The organism is Streptomyces sp. NPDC018263 (genome assembly GCF_055562575.1).
Genome location: NZ_JBVHFA010000004.1, coordinates 182,501 through 200,503 on the forward strand (window position 1 = coordinate 182,501; position 18,003 = coordinate 200,503).

General features: G+C 70.7%; 15 protein-coding genes. 7 read left to right on the forward strand and 8 right to left on the reverse strand.

Features of this window, described 5'->3' with window-relative positions:
• The first annotated feature begins 727 nt into the window (after positions 1-727).
• The 3 genes from ACZ3HQ_RS13280 (at position 728) to ACZ3HQ_RS13290 (ending at position 3,207) form a co-directional block, all read left to right on the forward strand.
• Positions 728-1,057: a helix-turn-helix domain-containing protein gene (locus ACZ3HQ_RS13280; RefSeq protein WP_467511055.1), complete on the forward strand. Its 330-nt coding sequence runs from the start codon at positions 728-730 to the stop codon at positions 1,055-1,057.
• Positions 1,058-1,061: 4 nt separating this feature from the next.
• Entirely contained in the window at positions 1,062-2,516 is a 1,455-nt protein-coding gene (locus ACZ3HQ_RS13285) for a hypothetical protein (protein ID WP_467510312.1), read from the forward strand.
• Positions 2,517-2,697: 181 nt separating this feature from the next.
• On the forward strand, positions 2,698-3,207 hold the full coding sequence (locus ACZ3HQ_RS13290) for a hypothetical protein (RefSeq protein ID WP_467510314.1): 510 nt from the start codon (positions 2,698-2,700) through the stop codon (positions 3,205-3,207).
• Between the two features lie 119 nt (positions 3,208-3,326).
• Here ACZ3HQ_RS13290 and ACZ3HQ_RS13295 read toward each other — a convergent pair whose 3' ends face one another.
• From ACZ3HQ_RS13295 to ACZ3HQ_RS13310, 4 genes are all read right to left on the reverse strand, one after another.
• Complete coding sequence (locus tag ACZ3HQ_RS13295; protein ID WP_467510316.1) at positions 3,327-4,337, reverse strand: recombinase family protein; 1,011 nt, start codon at positions 4,335-4,337, stop codon at positions 3,327-3,329.
• 206 nt (positions 4,338-4,543) lie between these two features.
• The gene (locus ACZ3HQ_RS13300; protein WP_467510318.1) at positions 4,544-5,383 is read right to left on the reverse strand and encodes a hypothetical protein; all 840 of its coding nucleotides are present in this window, start codon (positions 5,381-5,383) and stop codon (positions 4,544-4,546) included.
• On the reverse strand, positions 5,380-6,114 hold the full coding sequence (locus tag ACZ3HQ_RS13305; protein ID WP_467510320.1) for a MerR family transcriptional regulator: 735 nt from the start codon (positions 6,112-6,114) through the stop codon (positions 5,380-5,382). The genes ACZ3HQ_RS13300 and ACZ3HQ_RS13305 overlap by 4 nt, the downstream gene beginning before the upstream one ends.
• A 134-nt stretch (positions 6,115-6,248) precedes the next feature.
• A complete protein-coding gene (locus ACZ3HQ_RS13310; RefSeq protein ID WP_467510322.1) occupies positions 6,249-9,371 on the reverse strand; it encodes a Tn3 family transposase in 3,123 nt (1,040 codons plus the stop codon).
• A 365-nt stretch (positions 9,372-9,736) separates the two neighbouring features.
• Between ACZ3HQ_RS13310 and ACZ3HQ_RS13315 the strand changes: the two genes are divergently transcribed.
• From ACZ3HQ_RS13315 to ACZ3HQ_RS13330, 4 genes are all read left to right on the forward strand, one after another.
• Positions 9,737-10,864, forward strand: coding sequence for a tyrosine-type recombinase/integrase (locus tag ACZ3HQ_RS13315; RefSeq protein ID WP_467510324.1), 1,128 nt, complete (start codon positions 9,737-9,739; stop codon positions 10,862-10,864).
• The gene (locus ACZ3HQ_RS13320; RefSeq protein WP_467510326.1) at positions 10,861-11,196 is read left to right on the forward strand and encodes a helix-turn-helix domain-containing protein; all 336 of its coding nucleotides are present in this window, start codon (positions 10,861-10,863) and stop codon (positions 11,194-11,196) included. Before ACZ3HQ_RS13315 ends, ACZ3HQ_RS13320 begins: the two co-directional genes overlap by 4 nt.
• On the forward strand, positions 11,193-12,734 hold the full coding sequence (locus tag ACZ3HQ_RS13325; protein WP_467510328.1) for a hypothetical protein: 1,542 nt from the start codon (positions 11,193-11,195) through the stop codon (positions 12,732-12,734). The genes ACZ3HQ_RS13320 and ACZ3HQ_RS13325 overlap by 4 nt, the downstream gene beginning before the upstream one ends.
• 148 nt (positions 12,735-12,882) lie before the next feature.
• Positions 12,883-13,620, forward strand: coding sequence for an SIR2 family NAD-dependent protein deacylase (locus ACZ3HQ_RS13330; RefSeq protein WP_467510330.1), 738 nt, complete (start codon positions 12,883-12,885; stop codon positions 13,618-13,620).
• On the opposite strand, the gene ACZ3HQ_RS13335 is transcribed toward ACZ3HQ_RS13330, so the two are convergent.
• From ACZ3HQ_RS13335 to ACZ3HQ_RS13350, 4 genes are all read right to left on the reverse strand, one after another.
• Positions 13,617-14,126 carry a methylated-DNA--[protein]-cysteine S-methyltransferase gene (locus ACZ3HQ_RS13335; protein ID WP_467510332.1) on the reverse strand — a complete coding sequence of 170 codons (510 nt, stop codon included), beginning with the start codon at positions 14,124-14,126 and terminating at the stop codon, positions 13,617-13,619. The two genes, ACZ3HQ_RS13330 and ACZ3HQ_RS13335, sit on opposite strands and share 4 nt — an antisense overlap.
• Positions 14,127-14,136: 10 nt before the next feature.
• Positions 14,137-15,636 carry a DNA-3-methyladenine glycosylase 2 family protein gene (locus ACZ3HQ_RS13340; protein WP_467510334.1) on the reverse strand — a complete coding sequence of 500 codons (1,500 nt, stop codon included), beginning with the start codon at positions 15,634-15,636 and terminating at the stop codon, positions 14,137-14,139.
• Positions 15,637-15,751: 115 nt separating this feature from the next.
• On the reverse strand, positions 15,752-16,852 hold the full coding sequence (locus ACZ3HQ_RS13345) for an NAD(P)/FAD-dependent oxidoreductase (RefSeq protein ID WP_467510336.1): 1,101 nt from the start codon (positions 16,850-16,852) through the stop codon (positions 15,752-15,754).
• A 242-nt stretch (positions 16,853-17,094) separates the two neighbouring features.
• Positions 17,095-17,961: a methylenetetrahydrofolate reductase gene (locus ACZ3HQ_RS13350; protein ID WP_467510338.1), complete on the reverse strand. Its 867-nt coding sequence runs from the start codon at positions 17,959-17,961 to the stop codon at positions 17,095-17,097.
• Between the last annotated feature and the right edge of the window lie 42 nt (positions 17,962-18,003).

The window sequence follows — 18,003 nt, forward strand, 5'->3', positions numbered from 1 at the left end:
GGTGATCGAGTGCCCGATTGACGAGATGAACCGGCCGCGCGGATCGAAGGATGCGGTACTGCGGATTCCGCCGTCCGGGCCGGAGGTCAAGACGCTGTTCGCCGGGTGGGGTGGCGAGCTGGCGACCTGCCGGAAGTTCGCCCCGACTGCCCGAAACTACACCGCTTCCAAGCTGATGTCCCAGGTCGGGCTGCGGGTCAGCGAGGCGTGCAAGCTCGATCTGGCGGACATCAAGTGGGATCTGGGCCGCTTCGGCAAGCTCCACGTCCGCCACGGCAAGGGCGCCCGGGGCTCGGGTCCGCGTGAGCGGATGGTCCCCTTGATCAACGGCGCCGACCGCACGTTGCGATGGTTCATCGAGGACGTCTGGGGACAGTTCGATGACGACCACACCCGCCCCGGTGCCCCGCTGTTCCCCTCCGAGCGCAGATGCGCCGACGGTTCCTCCGGCCGGGTCGGCGACGATGCCCTGCGCGGCGGTCTCAAGGGCCGCGGCCACAGCACATCTGCCTGGCTGGGGCGACAAGCTCACCCCGCACGTCCTGGGGCATTTCTGTGCGTCCGAGCTCTACCTCGGCGGACTCGACCTGATCGCGATCCAGGAAGTCCTCGGACATTCCTGGATCGCTACGACCATGCGATATGTCCATGTCCAGCAGACCCGGGTCGAGGACGCCTGGGTGGCCGGGCAGCAGCGGGCCGCGAAGCGGCTGGAAGGGCTTCTGCGATGAAGTGGAACCTGCGGCTGACCGCCGCGAATAAGGGGATCTGGAAAGCCTCCGATCTCCAGCGGAGCCTGGCCGAGCACGGCCTAGTCATCTCGGCCGGGAAGATGTCCGGGCTGTGGTCCGGCCAGCCGGTCTCTCTCAAGATGGAGGACCTGGACGTCATCTGCGTCGTCCTCGGCTGCGAGATTGGCGACCTCCTGATCCCCGAGCCGGAGAAGGTACACCGCCCCGGCCAGGAGGAGACGGTCCGGGTCGCTGTCGGCTTGGGGACCGCTGCGCCGAAGGTGATCCCCAAGCGCCGGGACGGCCGGTCGCTGCCCCCGGAGTGAGCCGGTGGCACGCTTCCCGAAGGACTACGTCAAGCCCACCAGCTCCTGCCCTGGTTGCCTGGCCTGGGGCGACTTCCGCGGACGGCTCTGCCACACCTGCTACATGTTCGGCTGCGGGCACGACGCGGCGGAATGCGCCGGCTGCCGTCGCGTCCAGCCGCTGAAGTGGGACTACTGCCGCCTGTGCTGGTGCCAGGCCCGCCTTGGTGCGAAGACAGCCGACGGCCAGGCGGCAGAAGGGCAAGACGTGCGGGAGCGGCTTGCCGCCGTCCGGCACCAGCAGCTGTTCTTCGTGGGGATGCACTACCGCAGAAGGCCAACGCCTCCAGCCCGGCGGAAGGGAGGACGGCGTGGCCCCCCGCGCAAACCGCCTCCCGCGCCGACCTGGCCTCCCGACCCCGGCTGGCGGCAGCCGCCGCTGTTCGAGCAGATCCCCCGGCGCTTCGATCGGCTCGACCCGGCCGACGCCGACCTGGCCAGCCCGTGGCTTGCCTGGGCGAAGTACCCCGCCCACCGGTTCGCCGAGGCACGCGGCTGGGGACGCAACATCCGCTTCGCGGTCAACCGCGGTCTGGCCGTCGTCCTCACCGGTCACGTCGAGGGCGACGTCATCCGGCACACGGAGATCTTCTCCCCGCTGCGGACCCCGGACCTGCCCGTCGGCCACATCGTCACAGTCCTGGAGGAGATGGGGATCTTCGAGGACGACAGCGAGCCGTCCTTCGAGCGCTGGCTCGTCGGACGCCTGGAAGGGCTCGCACCCGGCATCGGTTCGGAAGCCGAGCGCTGGACCCGAGCCCTGCACGACGGCGGCCCTCGCAGCCTCCCGCGCAAGGAGGGCACGGTCTGGCTCTCCCTCAACCAGGTCCGTCCGGCCCTGCTGGAGTGGTCGAACCGCTACGACCACCTACGGGAGGTGACCCGCGACGACGTCCTCGCCCACGTCAAGACGCTGCACGGTCACCAGCGGCGTGACCAGCTCGTCGCCCTGCGGTCCCTGTTCACCTGGGCCAAACGGCAGGGGCTGATCTTCCGGAACCCCGCCAGCCGGATCAAGGTCGGGCAGAACGAATACGCCGTGTTGCAACCGCTCCTCCCCGATCAGGTCGAGCGCTCCGTCGCGGCTGCGATGACGCCAGCGGCGCGGCTCGTCCTCGCCCTCGCGGCCGTCCACGCCGCCCGGGTCGGCCAGATCGCCGCCCTCATGCTCGACGACGTCGATCTCGGCAACCGCCGGCTGACCATCGCCGGACGCGCCCGGCCCCTCGACGACCTCACCCTGAAGCTCCTGACGGACTGGCTCGGCCACCGGTGCCGCCGGTGGCCGAGCACCGCGAACCTCCACCTGCTGATCAACAACCAGACCGCCAACACGACCGGCCGGGCCAGCAACCACTGGATCAGTGCTCCGCTGCGAGGACAGGACGCCACCCTGGAACGGCTCCGCGTTGACTGGTAGCTCGAAGAGGCCCTGACCCACGGGCCTGACCCACTCCATCTCGCGGAGGTCTTCGGGCTCGACGAGAAGACCGCCATGCGCTACGCGGACTCCGCACGAGCCCTGCTGGAACAGGCCGCTGAACAGCACCTTCGCTGAAATGTGCTCGACCGGGACGCACCGTGAAGGGAATCATGTGCGTGTGACGTCGACCGAAGCAGTAGCAATCGCTCTACAGGACCATGCCGCCCTCTGGAGTGTGGGGGAGACCAGTGCGAGCGAGGTGGTCGATTCCGCCTGCGCCGCGCTCGTCGCCGGACTCGACACCCCCAACCTTCGGATCCTCGCCGCCTGCACGCGCGCCGAGGCGGACTACGACGTCCACGACCTGCTCCCCCCGGCACTCGCCGAACTCGGCCTCACCCTCCATCCGGTTGGCAGTGAGGCTGGCCAAGAAGCTGCCGTGCGAGCGCTCGCACGGCGCATGCTCGCCGGCGAGTTGAAACCTTGGGAGCTCACTTTCCGGATTCACCGGCGCTACGGGCACGAGCTGCCCCTGGCTGAGCGGCTCGCCGAGCTCGATGACGAGTACGGCATGCTCGAAGACGGCGACGAAGCAATAGCTCAGGTCGATGCCGAGGTCACGGCGGAAGCCCGCCGCCTCGCGGCCCACCCCACAGTTCCCGCCGAACCCACGACTCCACCCAGTTGATACACACGGACCGACCCGCGAGTTCCCGCTGAATAAGCTTCGGTTTGCCTGAACCCACGGAGCTCCCCGGCCTTGGGGAACATCGGTACAGCCGTTGGCGCTGAGATTGATCATGAGGTCTAGCTGCGGATCTCCGCGTTCGGGTGGGGCTGGGCCTGGAGTCGGTCGCGGAGGTCGATCTCCTCGGGGGTGAGCGGGTCTTCTGGCCGGCGGATGCGGACGGGCTTGGGCCGCAGTGGTGGGCCGTCGTCCGCCGCGGCATCTTCGGCTTCGGCCAGCGCCCGGTAGAGCGAGGCGACCGAGGGGTTCTTGCCTGCGTTCTTCCCGGTCTTGATGACCAGCTTCTTCGCGATCTCGGGGACGGGGACGCCCTTGTCCTTGAGCGCGACGGCGAAGGTGAGCATGTCGTCGTCAATGACCTTCGGCCGTCCGCCGTGATTGCCCTTGGCCGCTGCGGTGACCTGACCTTCGAGGGTCTTCTCCCGGATGTAGTTGCGTTCGATCTGCCTGGCGACGGCGAGCACGGCGAAGAACATGGCGCCCATGCCGTTGGGGTCGTAGATGCCGGTGAGTGGGCCGGTGAGGAGTTCGAGCTGGATGCCGCCGGCTTGGAGTTCGGCGGACAGCGTCATCAGCTCGGCGGCGTTGCGCGCGAGCCGCTTGAGCTCGTGGACGGTGAAGATGACCGGCGTCTCGGGTGCGGCTTCCTTGAACTGGCGGGCCAGCGCAAGCGCCTTCTCCAGCTCGGGCCGCACCTTGACGCGGGTGCTGATCTGCTCCTGGAACACCTTGTGGCACTCTGCGCGGTGGAGGGCTTCGAGCTGGCTCGCCAACTCCTGGCGGGCAGTCGAGGTACGGGCGTACCCGATCCTCACGGGCCGCTCGGTGCGGGGCGCGGGCACGACGGCGAGCGCGGGGCCCTGCTTCCACACGCGGCCGGGGAGGCGGTCGGCGGGGACGGGGATCTCCAGTTCCTCACGGAGCGCGGGAACGAGGACGAAGCGCGGGGTGTGGTACTTCGCGGCAGTCTTCCCGCCCCGGGTGCGGCAGGCGCTTCCAGCGGGCGCGTCACAGTTCGGGCAGTCGTGACGCTCTACCGCCAATGCTGCCTGATCGGGCGTGAGATCCATAGCGGCAGCCTCTCAGAAGTGCCTCGCACAACACGCTGGTTTCGAGAGGACTTTTGCGAACGGTGACCTGCGGAGACGTGATCACTTCCGGGCCTCTCGCAGATCTCTCACAGATGTTCATTTGTGAGAATGCCGAGAAGTCGAACGTGCAACCGATCGGCGCACCTTGCCCGGCGCCACGTCGCGGCGAAGACCGAACTGTGTGCTCAGGCGGGCTGACGGAGCGCGCTGACCAGCGCGCGCGGGTCGTCGGCATGGAAGCGGATGGTGTGGGCCTCTTCCGTTGCGCCGAGCGGGCGGGTGAAGGGGAGCGGCCGGTTCAGCTCCAGGGTCACCGAGGTCTGGCTGCCAACGATCAGGTCGAGGACCCCGTCCTCGGAGAGGGTGATCAGACCGCCCTCGGGATAGCGCCGGTCGACCCGGACCGAAGCGACCGCGTCCGGCGGTACGGCGAGGTCGAACAGGGCTCCGTAGCGGATCCGCAGAGAACCGTCGGGGCGCACAACGTGCGGCCGGGTAACGCAGGCGGCGTGCAGTGCCAGCACAAGGACGACGCCGTACAGGTCGATTACCAGGACCACCCGGTGGACTGCCGGCCAAGGGATGAGGAAGGCCAGGCCCACCGTCTCGATCACCATCACGAAGAGCAGCCCGTACATCATCGCGGTCTGGGGCCCGGTGTACGCGGCAGCGAGGTCCCCGGGGCGCACCCCGTGCGTGCCGCGCCGGATCCACCGCCCCAGGGAGGCGAGGGCGCGCAGTTCGTGGAGGACCAGGCGGCGGACCGTCACCGGCACCGCCTCCCGTACGGCGGCTCGCCGCGCCGCCCGCCGGTCCGCGCCGCGGGCGCGCGCGGCGACGTACAGAGAGCGCAGCACCCAGGCTTCCAGCAGCAGCACTGCGAGCACCAGCGCCTCGGCGCCCGCCAGCGCCCACCCGGGCGGCCGGACCCCCGCCACCAGGCAGGCCGCCAGTGCCAGTTCCCCCGGCAGTACGGCGGCTACCGCGATCCGCGCCGCCCGTACGCCCCTTGCCCGGCCGCTCATCCCCGACCCCTCTCCATGAACGCGTCCATAAGTCGGCCCACGACTTCCGCTTGCGCGGGGGTGTACTCGGCGAGCAGCGCCTCCTTGAACCCGGTCACGACCGCCCCGTCCTCGGGGATTGCGGCGAACAGCTCCTTGGGGACGGCTGCCATCAGGTCAGCTGCCAGGGGCGCGATCCGCGGATCGTCGGTGGGGGCATCGGCGAGCGCGTCAAGGCGCTCATACAGTTCGACGACCGCGGGATCGGCGACCAGTGTTCCGAGCAGCGCGAAAATCTCTTGGTTACCGGTGCTGGTGGCGTCCAGCAGCGTGAGGTACTCGCGGTCCTTGGCCGCGCTCGGCGAGTCTGTTCGGGGGGCCTGTGCCAGCAGTGCGGCGAGGGCGGGTGAGACGGGCCCGGTCGCGCCGGGCGGCTCCGTGAGCAGGGCGCCGAGCCGGCAGCGGCGCTCCCTGATGTCGGCTTCCTGGCGGGCCAGGTCGGCGTCGAGTTCTTCCAATATCTCGGTCAGTTCGCGCCCGGCATCGTCGGCGAGGGCGTCGCGCACTTCATCGAGGCTGAGGCCGAGTTCGGTGAGCCGGCGCACCCGGGCGAGCAGGACGGCGTCGCGGACGCTGTAGACCCGGTAGCCGTTGGGGCGCCGCTCCGGTTCCGGAAGCAGCCCGACGTGGTGGTAGTGCCGGATCGCCCGGGTGGTGAGCCCCACGAGCGCGGCGATCTCTCCGATTCGCATGCTGCCAGTAGAAACCCTGCCGTTGCGTCAAGGTCAAGGGGCGAAAGCATCGTCGGGCGCAAAGCGGGTCAAGCGCGTCTACACACCGGCGTGGTACGGCCTCGCCAGCGCACGTAGGCCAGAGTCCGCTCCCGCTACCCTTCGTCGTCCTCGTCGAGTTCCACTGTGTCGGGGTCACGAAGCGGGCGTAGGGCGCCGCCAGCCGGGGTGGAGGCGGTGAAGCTGTAACGGCCCAGGACGTTGAGGTTGCGGTGCTTGAGTGGGGACAGGCGGGCGATGTCCTCGTCCCGGATCTCGTGGCCCTCGGCACGGAGCCGGGCGACGGCGGCGTCGATGTACCGGGTGGTCCAGAGCACCACGGCGTTGAGGACCAGGCCCAGTGAGCCGAGCTGGTCCTCCATCCCGTCCCGGTACGCCTGGTGGATGGTGCCACGCTTGCCGTGGCACACGTCGCGGGCCAGCTTGTGCCGGGACTCCTGCACGGTGAGCTGGCGGTTCATCTGGCGGCGGTAGGTGTCGTCGACCGGGTCGACGACGCGGAGCAGGTGCTCGGTCTTGGCGATCCGGCCGTACTCGGCGAATGCCTGCCCCAGCGGGGTCGGGTGGCCTTCGCGTCCGAACATCCGCAGCAGGTCGTAGGCGCGAACCTGGTTGGTGACCAGGGAACCGGCGACCCGGAGCATGTCCGGCCAGTGAGTGATCACCTTGTTCAGGTTGACCCGGTTGCGGGCCAGCGGCTCCAGCGGCCCGTACGTGCCGGTCTCTATGCCGGGAAGGGACGCGCGCCAGAACCGTTGGTCGTCCAGGTCCTTGAACCGGGGGCTGAAGTTGTAGCCCAGGATGCGGAAGATGCCGAACACGATGTCGCTGTACGAGGCGTTGTCGGTGGCGACCATCTCCGGCTTCACCCCACCGTCGAGGTTCAGCAGGGCATCCAGGATGTGCAGGGAGTCGCGCGGCGTGCCCGGCACCACCATCTGGCCGATGCCCGCGACCTGGTCGTTGACGGCGTTGAGCCAGGTGATGCCGCGCTTGAACCCGAAGTACTTCGGCGACGGGGCAGCGTTGACGGTGCGGACGGGAACGACGAACCTCAATCCGTCGACCGAGGCCAGCAGCCCGTCTCCCCAGTACCGCACGATCGGCACCTGGCCCTGCGCCTCGATCAGTGCGGCGTTCGCCGCGGCGATGGTGTCGGCCCGCAGGTAGAACTGATCGACGTGCACCAGCCGGGAACGGTGAAGCGCCTCATGCGCGGGGTTGATGACCGGGGTCATACCGATGTCGCACGCCTCCGAGACCAGGAGGGCCACCAGTGAGGTGGTCAGGTCCTTCATGCGGGTCGTGCCGTCGCCCAGGTGCACGAACGCGTCCAGGAACCCGGTCCAGCCGTGCACCTCGAACAACAGCTCCGGCAGGTCGATCTTCGGGAGCATCTTCTCCACCCGCCCCCGCAGCCACGTCAGGGACTTCGGCTCGCCCAGCGCGCCGAGCTTCGACACATTCAGCTTCGCCCGGCCGCCCGGCGGGACCTCGATGGTGACCTTCGTGTCCTGCCCAGCCGTCTCCAGCCGCTCCGCCATCTGCTTCCACGCCGCATCCAGCGCCGTCACCAGCGCGGCCAAGTGCTCCTCGACCGGCATATCCAGGCTCAGACCCGCCAGAACGTCCTCCCGCACGGCCTCCCACTCCGTGCCGTCCAGCAGCCGGGCGCGCGGGTCGGACCAGCGGTGCGAGGGAGAGGCGAACACGTCCCGGCGCTGAAGCGCGCGGTGCAGCTGCTCCAGCACGCACACCACGTATGCGTCCCGGTCCACAGCCCCCGGGGGCAGCTCGGCGTTGGCATACACCGCCTTGCGCCACGCGGCCGGCACCAGCTTGTCATCGACCTCGCGCGGCAGCAGCGGCTTGTCCTTCACCCGCCGCCGCGCCAGAGCGGGCAGTCGCTTCACCCCGGCCAGCACCCGCTTCCCGCCGGTCGCCGCGTCCAGCGCCTTCGACTCGCCCAGCAGCGACGGGAACGGCCGCACCGTGTTGTACCGGGTGGCCAGCGCCGCCCGCATCGCGACGGCCGCCGAGTCCTCGTCCTCCGGCACCAGCGAGACCACCAGCACGGCCTCACTCATCACCGCGGCCCGGGGCGCCACCTCCTCCACCGCCCGCCACAGTGCCGCCGCGTCCAGATCCGTGCCGTGTGCCTCGACCAGCTCCAGCTCCTCGAACAGCACCTTCGCCGCCCGCGCCAGGGTCCGCGACGCCTTCTCCAGCTGCGGCAGCGTCGAGAGCCGGTCCTTGTCCGTCGCCCGCTTCGCCGTGCTGATCAGCCTCGTCGCCATCAGCACCGAGAACAGGTCCAGGGCCTCATCGATCGCTTTGGCCTCAAGGTGGCGCATCACCGCGGTGAGCATCGCCGTGCGCTTGGGCTCCGCGGCCCGCTCCAGGCTCGCAGCCTTGGACCCCAGCCCGTAACGGGCCAGCGCCGCGAGCCGGTTCGGCGGGATCTGCGACAGCTTCAACCGCCCCAGCTGGAACGCACCGATCTCGTCGACCCGCTCCAGCGACCGCGCGAACGCCGTGCCCGTCGTACGCGTCGGCGGCCGGCGCAGCCGCTTCAACTCCGAGTACCGGCCGCCCTCCGGCGTCACCAGCGTGGCCACCAGGTCCGCCGGCAGCGCAGGGTCCGCGCGGTGAGCCGCCCTGGCCACGGTGGCGTGCAGCCGCTTCTCCGCGATCGTGCGAACCTCCGACACCTGCCGGGCCAGCACCGAGACACCCGGCAGCAGCACCCGGTTCCGCCGCAGCCAGCCCACCGCCTGGTTGAACAGCGCGACCGGCCCCTCCGCATGGGTCCACGCCCGGCCGTGCAGGAACGTCCGGAACTTCCGCCCCCACTCCGCATCTTCGTATGGGTGGTAGCCGTAGGCGTCCCGGATCTCCCACGCGTGCTCGTACGCCGTCTTCAGCCGCTCGGTGTACCGCTTCACGCACGACGGGTCCTGAATCCCGAGCTGTACGGCCAAGTGCTCGACCACCGGCCACGGCACCACGAGAGGGTCCTCCAGAAACAGCCCCACGTAGCGGACCGTGCACATCTGGAGGGCGAAGCCCAGCTGATGATGCTTCGTACGCCGCAGCGCGATCAGATCCCGGTCGACATCGTCCAGGAAGAAGAACCGCTCCAACTCGGGTCTCGTCGGCTCCTCGGCGAACTTCCCGTACGCCTCAGCCTGATCATCAGTTAAGAACTCCACCGGCATGACGCGGACCGTAGCCAGGCCCCACCCGTGATCGACGATCTTTCGGCGAACCCCAGTTCTGTAGATGATCGCTGTGCTAGCCGACCATGATCGTTCTCAGCGCCAACGGCTGTACCGATGTTCCGAGTGCCGCCAATTGCATCGGATGCGAACTCGCGATGGTCTGTGATTCGACCTAGCAGGATGCCGGATTCATCGCCGTGACCAGGGTGATTGTGGTCCTGAAGCAGCACCTGACGCTACTGGGGCTCAGCTCGTGGTTGCCAGCTGCGTCACTCGTATGGATGGCTGGCCTGCGGATTTGCTGCCCTCTCGCATCGGATGCGGTTTTCTCGCACCTGATGCGAGTGACGGAGGGTGGCGGAATGGTGGGGTTCAGCGGGCCGGTGCCGGGGGCGGCGGGGCTGCATCTGGTCGACGGAGTGCCTCTGCTGCGGCCGGAGGAACAGGTCTTCGCGGCGATGCTGACCGGCTTCGCCAACCAGCAGCTCGCCCGAAATCTGGCCCGGACAACCGTGGAGGGCCGGGAGAACACGGTGAAGGCATTCGCGGCCTACGTGAACGCCTACCCGTGGCTGTGGACGCCGGCGATGGTCGACGAGTGGCTCGGTGACCTGCGCTCCCTGCGGGATTTGAAGCGCTCGACGATCCGCTCGTACTCCGAGGCCGTGCGGGCTTTCTGCCACTTCATTACCGATCCGCTCTACGAGTGGACGGCGACCTGCGAGGAGCGGTTCGGCACTCATCCGGTGCAGGTGGTACACGAGTGGAACACCGCGGTGCACGTCCAGGACAACGAGGCGGACGCGAAGAAGCGAGCGTTCACCAAGGCTGAGCTGCACGCCTTCTTCGCGCACTGCGACGACGAGGTTGCCCGGATCCGGGCCTTCGGCCGCAAGGGCTGGCTGCCCGCCTTCCGCGACGCGACCCTGTTCAAGACCGCCTACGCCTATGGGACGCGACGCAACGAGACGCGCATGCTCGACGCCGCTGACTTCGGCCGCAACCCGCACGGTGGGGAGTTCGGCCAGTACGGCCGCTGCCAGGTCCGCTTCGGCAAGGCCAAGAAGGGCTCGCCGCCCAAACGCCGCGGGGTGCTGACCGTGTTCGACTGGACTCCGGACGTCCTGGACGAGTGGTTCACCGAGGTCCGCCCGCTGTTCGGCACTGACAACAACCCGGCGGCCTGGCCTTCCGAACGGGGCCTGCGGATCGGATGCCAGCGGCTCAACTCCCGTTTCATCGCCTACCGCAAGGCCCTCGGCCTGGACGGCGGACTCGACTTCCACTCCCTTCGCAGGTCCTACGTCACGCACCTGATCGAGGACGGCTGGGACCCGCGCTTCGTCCAGGAGCAGGTCGGTCACGAGCACGCCAGCACCACCTCGCTCTACACCTGCGTGTCCTCGGACTTCCGCACCCGCACCCTGCGGCGGCACCTGGACTCCACCATCGCCGCGGCCCTTGAAACCCAGGCCGGGAGGCACGCATGAAACGCAAGGTCGGCTACATCTGGCGGCTGCGCGAAGTCATGGCCCAGCACCAGATCTTCACCGCGACCGAGCTGGTGCCACTGCTGCGCGAGCGCGGCATCGACCTGTCCGCCTCCCAGGTCCACCGCCTGGTGTCCGGCACCCCGGAACGCCTGTCGTTGCAGGTCATGGCTGCGCTCTGCGACATCCTCTCCTGCACCCCGGCTGCCCTGGTGGCCACCACCGCCGAGAACGCCGGCGTCCGCAAGACTGCCACCGGCGACCTGCCCGCGCCGCCCGCGAACGTCGCGAAGCTCCGCCCCCGCGCCGCCCGCATCCTGCCCGACGCATGACCCGCCCCTACGCCACCGACGAACAGTACGAGCGCTGGTACATGGCCGAGTGCTGCCGCTGCGGCCGCCGCAGGCACAAGGCCGGCACCTGGCCGGACGGATACGTCTGCCGGACCTGCTCGGACCACGCCGTCCGGACACGCGGCACCTGCCCGGGATGCGGCCAGGACCGGGCCCTTCCAGGGCTCCGCCCCGGTGATGGGGCAGCGATCTGTACCACCTGCGCTGGCTTCTCCCAGACCTTCGACTGCTCACGCTGCGGCTTCGAGGGCAAGCTCCTGCACGGGCGGCTCTGCGAACGTTGCACGCTCACGGACCGCCTCACCGCGCTCCTGGACGACGGCACCGGCCGCATCCGTCGCGCGCTGGTCCCGCTGTTCGACCTGCTGGTGGCGATGGACAAGCCCAGGAGCGGGCTGGCTTGGCTGGAGATGCGCCGCGGCCAGCCGGGGAATGCCTCACAGCTGCTGCGTCGGCTCGGCCTCGGCGAGATCCCACTGACCCACGATGCCTTCCATGAGCTCCAGCCCTGGCGGGCCGCCGCTCACCTGGAAGAACTCTTGATGACGTGCGGAGTCCTTCCTGCGGCCGACAAGTACCTCTGTTCCTTCCAGCGCTGGCTTCCCGGGCATCTGGCCGGCATCGCCGACCCCGAGCACGCCAAGATGATCAAGCTCTACGCGACCTGGCGCGTTCTCCCCCGGCTGCGGGCCCGCGCTGAGCGGAGCCACATCACACCGAGCATCCGCCGGTTCGCCGCCGAGCAGATCAAGTACGCGACCGCCTTCCTCCACTGGCTCGGCAAGCGGCACACCAACCTCGCGTCCTGCGGCCAGCTCGACATCGACGCGTGGTGGGCCGAGAACACCGAACACGGTCGCACCTGCTTGCGAGCCTTCCTCAACTGGGCCATGCAGACCCGCCGCTGCCCAGGCTTCCTCTCCATTCCGGCCATGCAGGTCTCCCGGCGGGCCGCAATGAGCGACGACGAGCGCCTCGACGCCGTCGGCCGGCTGCTGACCGACACGGAGACACCGATGAGACTCCGAGTCGCCGGAGTCATCGTGCTCCTCTACGCGCAGCCCGTGAGCCGCATCGTCCGGCTCACCCTCGACGACGTCATCCGCGACGGCGACACCGTGCTGCTACGGCTCGGGGAGTCACCCTCACCGGTCCCAGAGCCGGTCGCCGACCTGCTGCTGGAACACATCGCACACCGCGACAACATGAACACCGCCACCAACCCCGCGTCCCGCTGGCTCTTCCCTGGCCGCAGGGCCGGCCAGCCGTTCCGCCCCGATCACCTGTCCGCTCTGCTGAACGAGATCGGGATCCCGGCCGCAGCTGCCCGCGGCGCCGCCATCCGCCAGCAGCTCCTCGACATGCCCGCCCCCGTGGTCGCGGACGCGCTCGGCTACCACCACAAGACCACCACCCGGCTCCGCAACGAGACTGGCGGCACATGGAGCCGATACGCCCCAGGAGATCACGGAAGGTCACCAGCGGGCTGGACTCCTCGGGGAACCGGCGACAGTTGATTACGCGAGTCCACCAGTACCAAGGCCGGGGTGGGGGTGGGTGGTGCCGGCGGTGGTGCTGGGGGTGGTCGCGGGGGTGCGGTGGGCGACAGGAGGGTGAGGGAATTTCGCTGGTCCGGTGGGGTGGCACCCGCCTAGCCTCGGGGGCATGAGCAAGCCTCTGGTCGCCGTGCTCAGCGGCGCGGGTATCTCCACCGACTCCGGCATCCCCGACTACCGCGGGCCCGACGGGCTGTGGCGCCGGGACCCCGAGGCGGAGAAGCTCGTCACCTACGGGTACTACATGGGCGACCCCGAGATCCGCCGGCGGTCCTGGCAGATGCGGCGCTCCCAGCAGGCTCTGCGCGCCGAGCCGAACGCGGCGCATACGGCGGTGGCCGAGCTGGAGCGCTCGGGGGTTCCCGTGCGGGTCCTCACCCAGAACGTGGACGGGCTGCACCAGCGGGCCGGGCTGTCCGAGCGCAAGGTGCTGGAGCTGCACGGCAGCGTGCACGGCGTGGTGTGCACGAGGTGCCACGCACGCGGTCCGATGGCGGACGCGCTCGCGCGGGTGGAGGCCGGCGAGGACGACCCGCCGTGCCTGGTGTGCGGCGGCATCCTGAAGTCGGCGACGGTGATGTTCGGTGAGAACCTCGACCCGGTGGTCCTCGGTGAGGCCCTGGCGATCAGCAAGGCGTGCTCGGTGTTCGTCGCCGTGGGCAGCAGCCTCCAGGTGCAGCCCGCCGCCGGGCTGGCCGGGGTCGCGGCCGACCACGGCGCCCGGCTGATCATCGTCAACGCCGAGCCGACCCCGTACGACGACCTCGCGGACGAGGTGGTGCGCGAGCCGATCGGCACGGCGCTGCCCAAGCTGCTGCGGAGCCTCGTACCAACGGACGCGGGCTAGAACAGCACCCCCTCCTCGGCCCGCTCCGAGCCGCGTTCGAAGGCCAGCAGCCGCCGCTTGCGGTCCAGGCCGCCGCCGTAACCGGTGAGGCTGCCGTCGGAGCCGACCACGCGGTGGCAGGGGACGATGATGCCGACCGGATTGCGGCCGTTGGCAAGGCCGACCGCGCGGGAGGCGCCGGGGGTGCCCAGGGCGAGGGCGAGTTGGCCGTAGCTCCGGGTCTCCCCGTAGGGGATCTCGGTGAGCTGTTCCCAGACCCGGCGCTGGAACGGCGTGCCGTGCAGGCCGAGCGGGAGGGTGAACCGCCTGATCTCCCCGGCGAAGTAGGCCGTCAACTGCTCCTTGGTCTCACCGAAGACACGCAGGCTGTCGTCGCGCGGGCCGAAGGTGTCGTCGGCCGGGCGGTGCCGCTGGTCGGTCATGTACAGGCCGCACAGGGCGCCGTCGGCGTCCGCGACGAGGGTCAGCGGCCCGTAGGGGCTGTCGGTCACGGTGTGGTGTCGCACGGGAAGTCCTTCAGGCCGGGAGGAAGTTGATCGGGTGGCTGTCGGTCGCCCACAGGTACTGCACGGCGTAGGCCCGCCAGGGCCGCCATGCCTCCGCGCGGGCGGTGAGCGCGGCCGGGGTGGCGGGCAGTCCCAGGGTCTCGGCGGCGCGCCGGACGCCGAGGTCGGTCGGGAGGAAGGCGTCGGGATCGCCCAGGGCGCGCATGGCGATGACGTCGGCGGTCCAGGGCCCGAAGCCGGGCAGCTCCAGCAGCCGGAGGCGGGTCTCGGCCCGGTCGGCCTCCACGCCCAGGTTCAGGGTGCCGTCCGCGAGCGCGCCGACCAGCGTGGTGAGCGTGGCGCGGCGGCTGCGCGGCATGGCGAGCGTCTCGGGGTCCACGGCGGCCAGTGCGTCGGGGTCGGGGAAGAGATGCGTGAGGCCGCCCTCGGGATCGTCCAGCGGCTTGCCGTGCGCGGTGACCAGCCGGGCGGCGTGCGTACGGGCGGCGGCCGTGGACACCTGCTGTCCGAGCACCGCGCGTACGGCGAACTCCGCCTCGTCGACCGTGCGCGGCACCCGGCGCCCCGGCCCGGCGTCCACCAGCGGGGCGAGCACCGGGTCGGCGCGCAGCCGCTCGTCCACGGCGACCGGGTCCGCGTCGAGGTCGAGCAGTCTGCGGCACCGGCTGATGGCCACGGTGAGGTCGCGCAGGTCGCTGAGCGCGATCCGGCAGCCGATGTGGGTGTCCTCGGGCGTGAGGGCGACGATGCCGTGCCCGTACGGCAGCCGCAGCGTGCGCCGGTAGGCGCCGTCCCGCCACTCCTCCACGCCGGGTACGGCGGTGGCGGCGAGGTGGCCGAAGAGGTTGCTCGGGTTCAGCGGGGCGCGGAACGGCAGCCGGAGCGTGAGGGTGCCCGGGGTTCCGGCCGCTCGGGCGCGGGGTGCGCGGGCGCGCAGGTCGGTCGGGGCGAGGGCGAAGACCTCGCGGACGGTGTCGTTGAAGGTGCGGATGGAGGAGAACCCGGCGGCGAAGGCGACCTCCGCCATGGGCAGCGCGGTGGTCTCGATCAGCAGCCGCGCGGTCTGGGCGCGCTGGGCACGGGCCAGGGAGAGGGGCCCGGCGCCCAGCTCGGCGAGAAGCTGCCGTTCGATCTGACGGGCGGAGTAGCCGAGCCGGGCGGCGAGTCCGGGTACGCCCTCCCGGTCCACGACCCCGTCCGCGATGAGCCGCATGGCGCGGGCGACCAGGTCGGCGCGGTGGTTCCACTCCGGCGAGCCGGGGGTGGCGTCGGGCCGGCAGCGCTTGCAGGCGCGGAACCCGGCGCGCTGGCAGGCGGCGGCGCTCGGGTAGAAGGTCATGTTCTCGGCCTTGGGCGGCACCACCGGGCAGCTCGGGCGGCAGTAGATGCGGGTGGTGAGCACGGCGGTGAAGAACCAGCCGTCGAACCGGGCGTCCTTGGACTGGACGGCGTGCACGCAGTGCTCCCGGTCGAAGGCGGGTGCCTCGGTGCTTCTGGTCGCGTTCGGCATGCCTCAAGCATCGGGCAGTACGGCACCGGTGGCTGGCGAGTTTCCGACATGCACGTCTGAGGCGGCCGGGCGGTCGGTACGGATCACGGCAGGGGGCAGCCGCGCCCAGCGGTGTTCAGCGGGGCTCACCGAGTGCTGCCGCCGGACGCAGGTCCTCCTCGAGTTCCTCGCCCGTGGCCGCGGCGGCCAGGGCCCGGCCCAGCCGTGGCGCCTGCTTGAACAGGTTGTGACCGGCGGCGAAGAAGATCCCTCCGGCTTCCCAGACCGCCATGCCGTCCTCGCTCCACGGCAGGCTCGTCACCCAGCAGTGGAGGTGCTCGACGGGCTCGGGGTCGAGGCCGGGCAATGCGCGGGTGACGTACGCGCGGGCGCGGTCGCTGAGTTCCGCCAGTGCCGCGGGGTCCGCGAAGCTGCCGTCCTCCCGCACCTCGACCGTCTGGCTGAGGCCCACCGCGTACCGGCTGTTGCCCGGATAGGGGACCGCGTAGACGCCGACCTCCCCGAATTCGCCGCTGCTGTCCTGCAGGCAGGCGACCCGCTCCGGGGGCTCTCCTTCGACCTGGAAGGTGAGGCGGACGTGGGCGGCCGGCTGTACGGGGAGCGAAAGCCCGACGGTGCGCGCCAGCCGCGCGGTGCCGAGACCGGCGCAGACCACGGCCGTCGCGTACTCTTCGCGGCCGGCGGCGCTGAGCACCTCCACCGTGCCGTGGTCCGTCGGGTGGAGCGAGATGACCTCGTCGGTGACCACGGAGTCACCCAGCGCGTCGGCCAGCCTCTCGACCGCGAGACGAGTCCGGATGGCGCCGCCGCCCTCGTCGAGCATGGCGGGGCCGTGGTAGTCGGCGAGCAGCGGCATGCGGGCGTGCAGCTCGGCGCTGTCCACACTCCGGACCGGTATGCCACCGGCTTCCCGCAGAATGCGCAGCCTTCCCGGTACGGGGCTGCCCAGGGCGACCACTCCGTCCCCGGAGATCAGTTCGGCGCCCAGCCGGTCGGACCACTCGTCCCAGACGGCGCGGCCCTCGCGGGTCAGCTCGACCATGCGGGGGTCGTCGTGCGCATGGCGGAATATGCGGGACTGGCCACTGGACTGCCCGTGGCCCGGAACGCCGCGTTCGTAGACCCGCGCGGTCACTCCGCGTTCGGCCAGTGCGTAGGCGGTGGAGAGTCCGACGATGCCGGCTCCTATCACGGCCACGTCGGGAGCCTGGTCCATGCGATCGCCTCACTTCGCGTCCCGAAGCCGTTCCCCCGCGGAGCGGGGGCCGGGTGCGTCCGTCGCCGTCGCGGACGGGTGGGTGAGTGGGGCCCACGAGCGGCACTGCCGGGCTCGGCGTGACGCGGCGGCGGCCCGCTTCCCTCACCTCCAAGCCTGCGGCCGTCGGGACATCGCCGCGAGGCGGCGGGGGCGGCGCGATGCGGGGACCCTTCTGCCTCCGGCCCGGCCCTGAGGGGCTCCTAGCCGCGTTCCCTCCGGTACCCGGTGATCCACTCGGCGGTCGGCCGGAGCCCGCCGAAGGTGTAGAAGTGCAGCTTGACGGCGCCGTGGCGCGCCGGGTCGTAGCCGGCGGCCAGGTCGTCCAGGAAGCGGTCGGGGCCTGCCGTGCCCATGAGGTTGGTCAGCGAGAGCCCGTACTTGCGGGCGACCGAGGCACCGGTGCCGACGCCGAACCGTGTCGCGTACCCCAGCAGCCGCCGTACCCCCGCCGGGCCGGGTACGCCGACCCGCACCGGGAGGTGCACCCCGCGCCCGCGCAGGGCCTCCAGCCAGGTGAGGACGGCGTCGGCGTCGAAGCCGAACTGGGTGATGACGTCGCCCGCGAGTCCCGCCGCCTCCAGCGCGGCAGCCTTGCCGGTGAGCGCGGACCACAGCGCGTCGTCACCGATCGCCGGGTGCCCCTCGGGGTAGCCGCAGATGCCGACGTGCCGTACGCCGTAGCGCTGGAGCAGGCCGCTGCGGATCACGGAGAGCGCGTCCTCGTACGGGCCCTCGGGGCGGGCGGGGTCGCCGCCGACCACGAACACGTTCTGCACCGCGCCCGCCTCGGCGAGCCCGGCGAGGAAACGTTCCAGCTCGGTGCTGGAGGGCAGCCGCCGGGCCGACAGGTGCGGCACGGGCACGAACCCGTGCTCCCGCACCGCCCGCGCGGCCGCGAGCCGCATACCGGCGTCCTCACCGGCGAGATAGGTGACGTTGATCCGGGTCCCGCCGTCCATGGAGGCCCGTGCCTCCTCCAGCCGGGGCACGTCCTTGCCGGTCATCTCCAGGGAGACACCGTCGAGCAGCGCGCCGCCCCGGCCGGACACCCCGAGAACCCTCTCCATCACCCTCCGCGACCCTTTCTCCACCGGAACCCCGGCCGATGA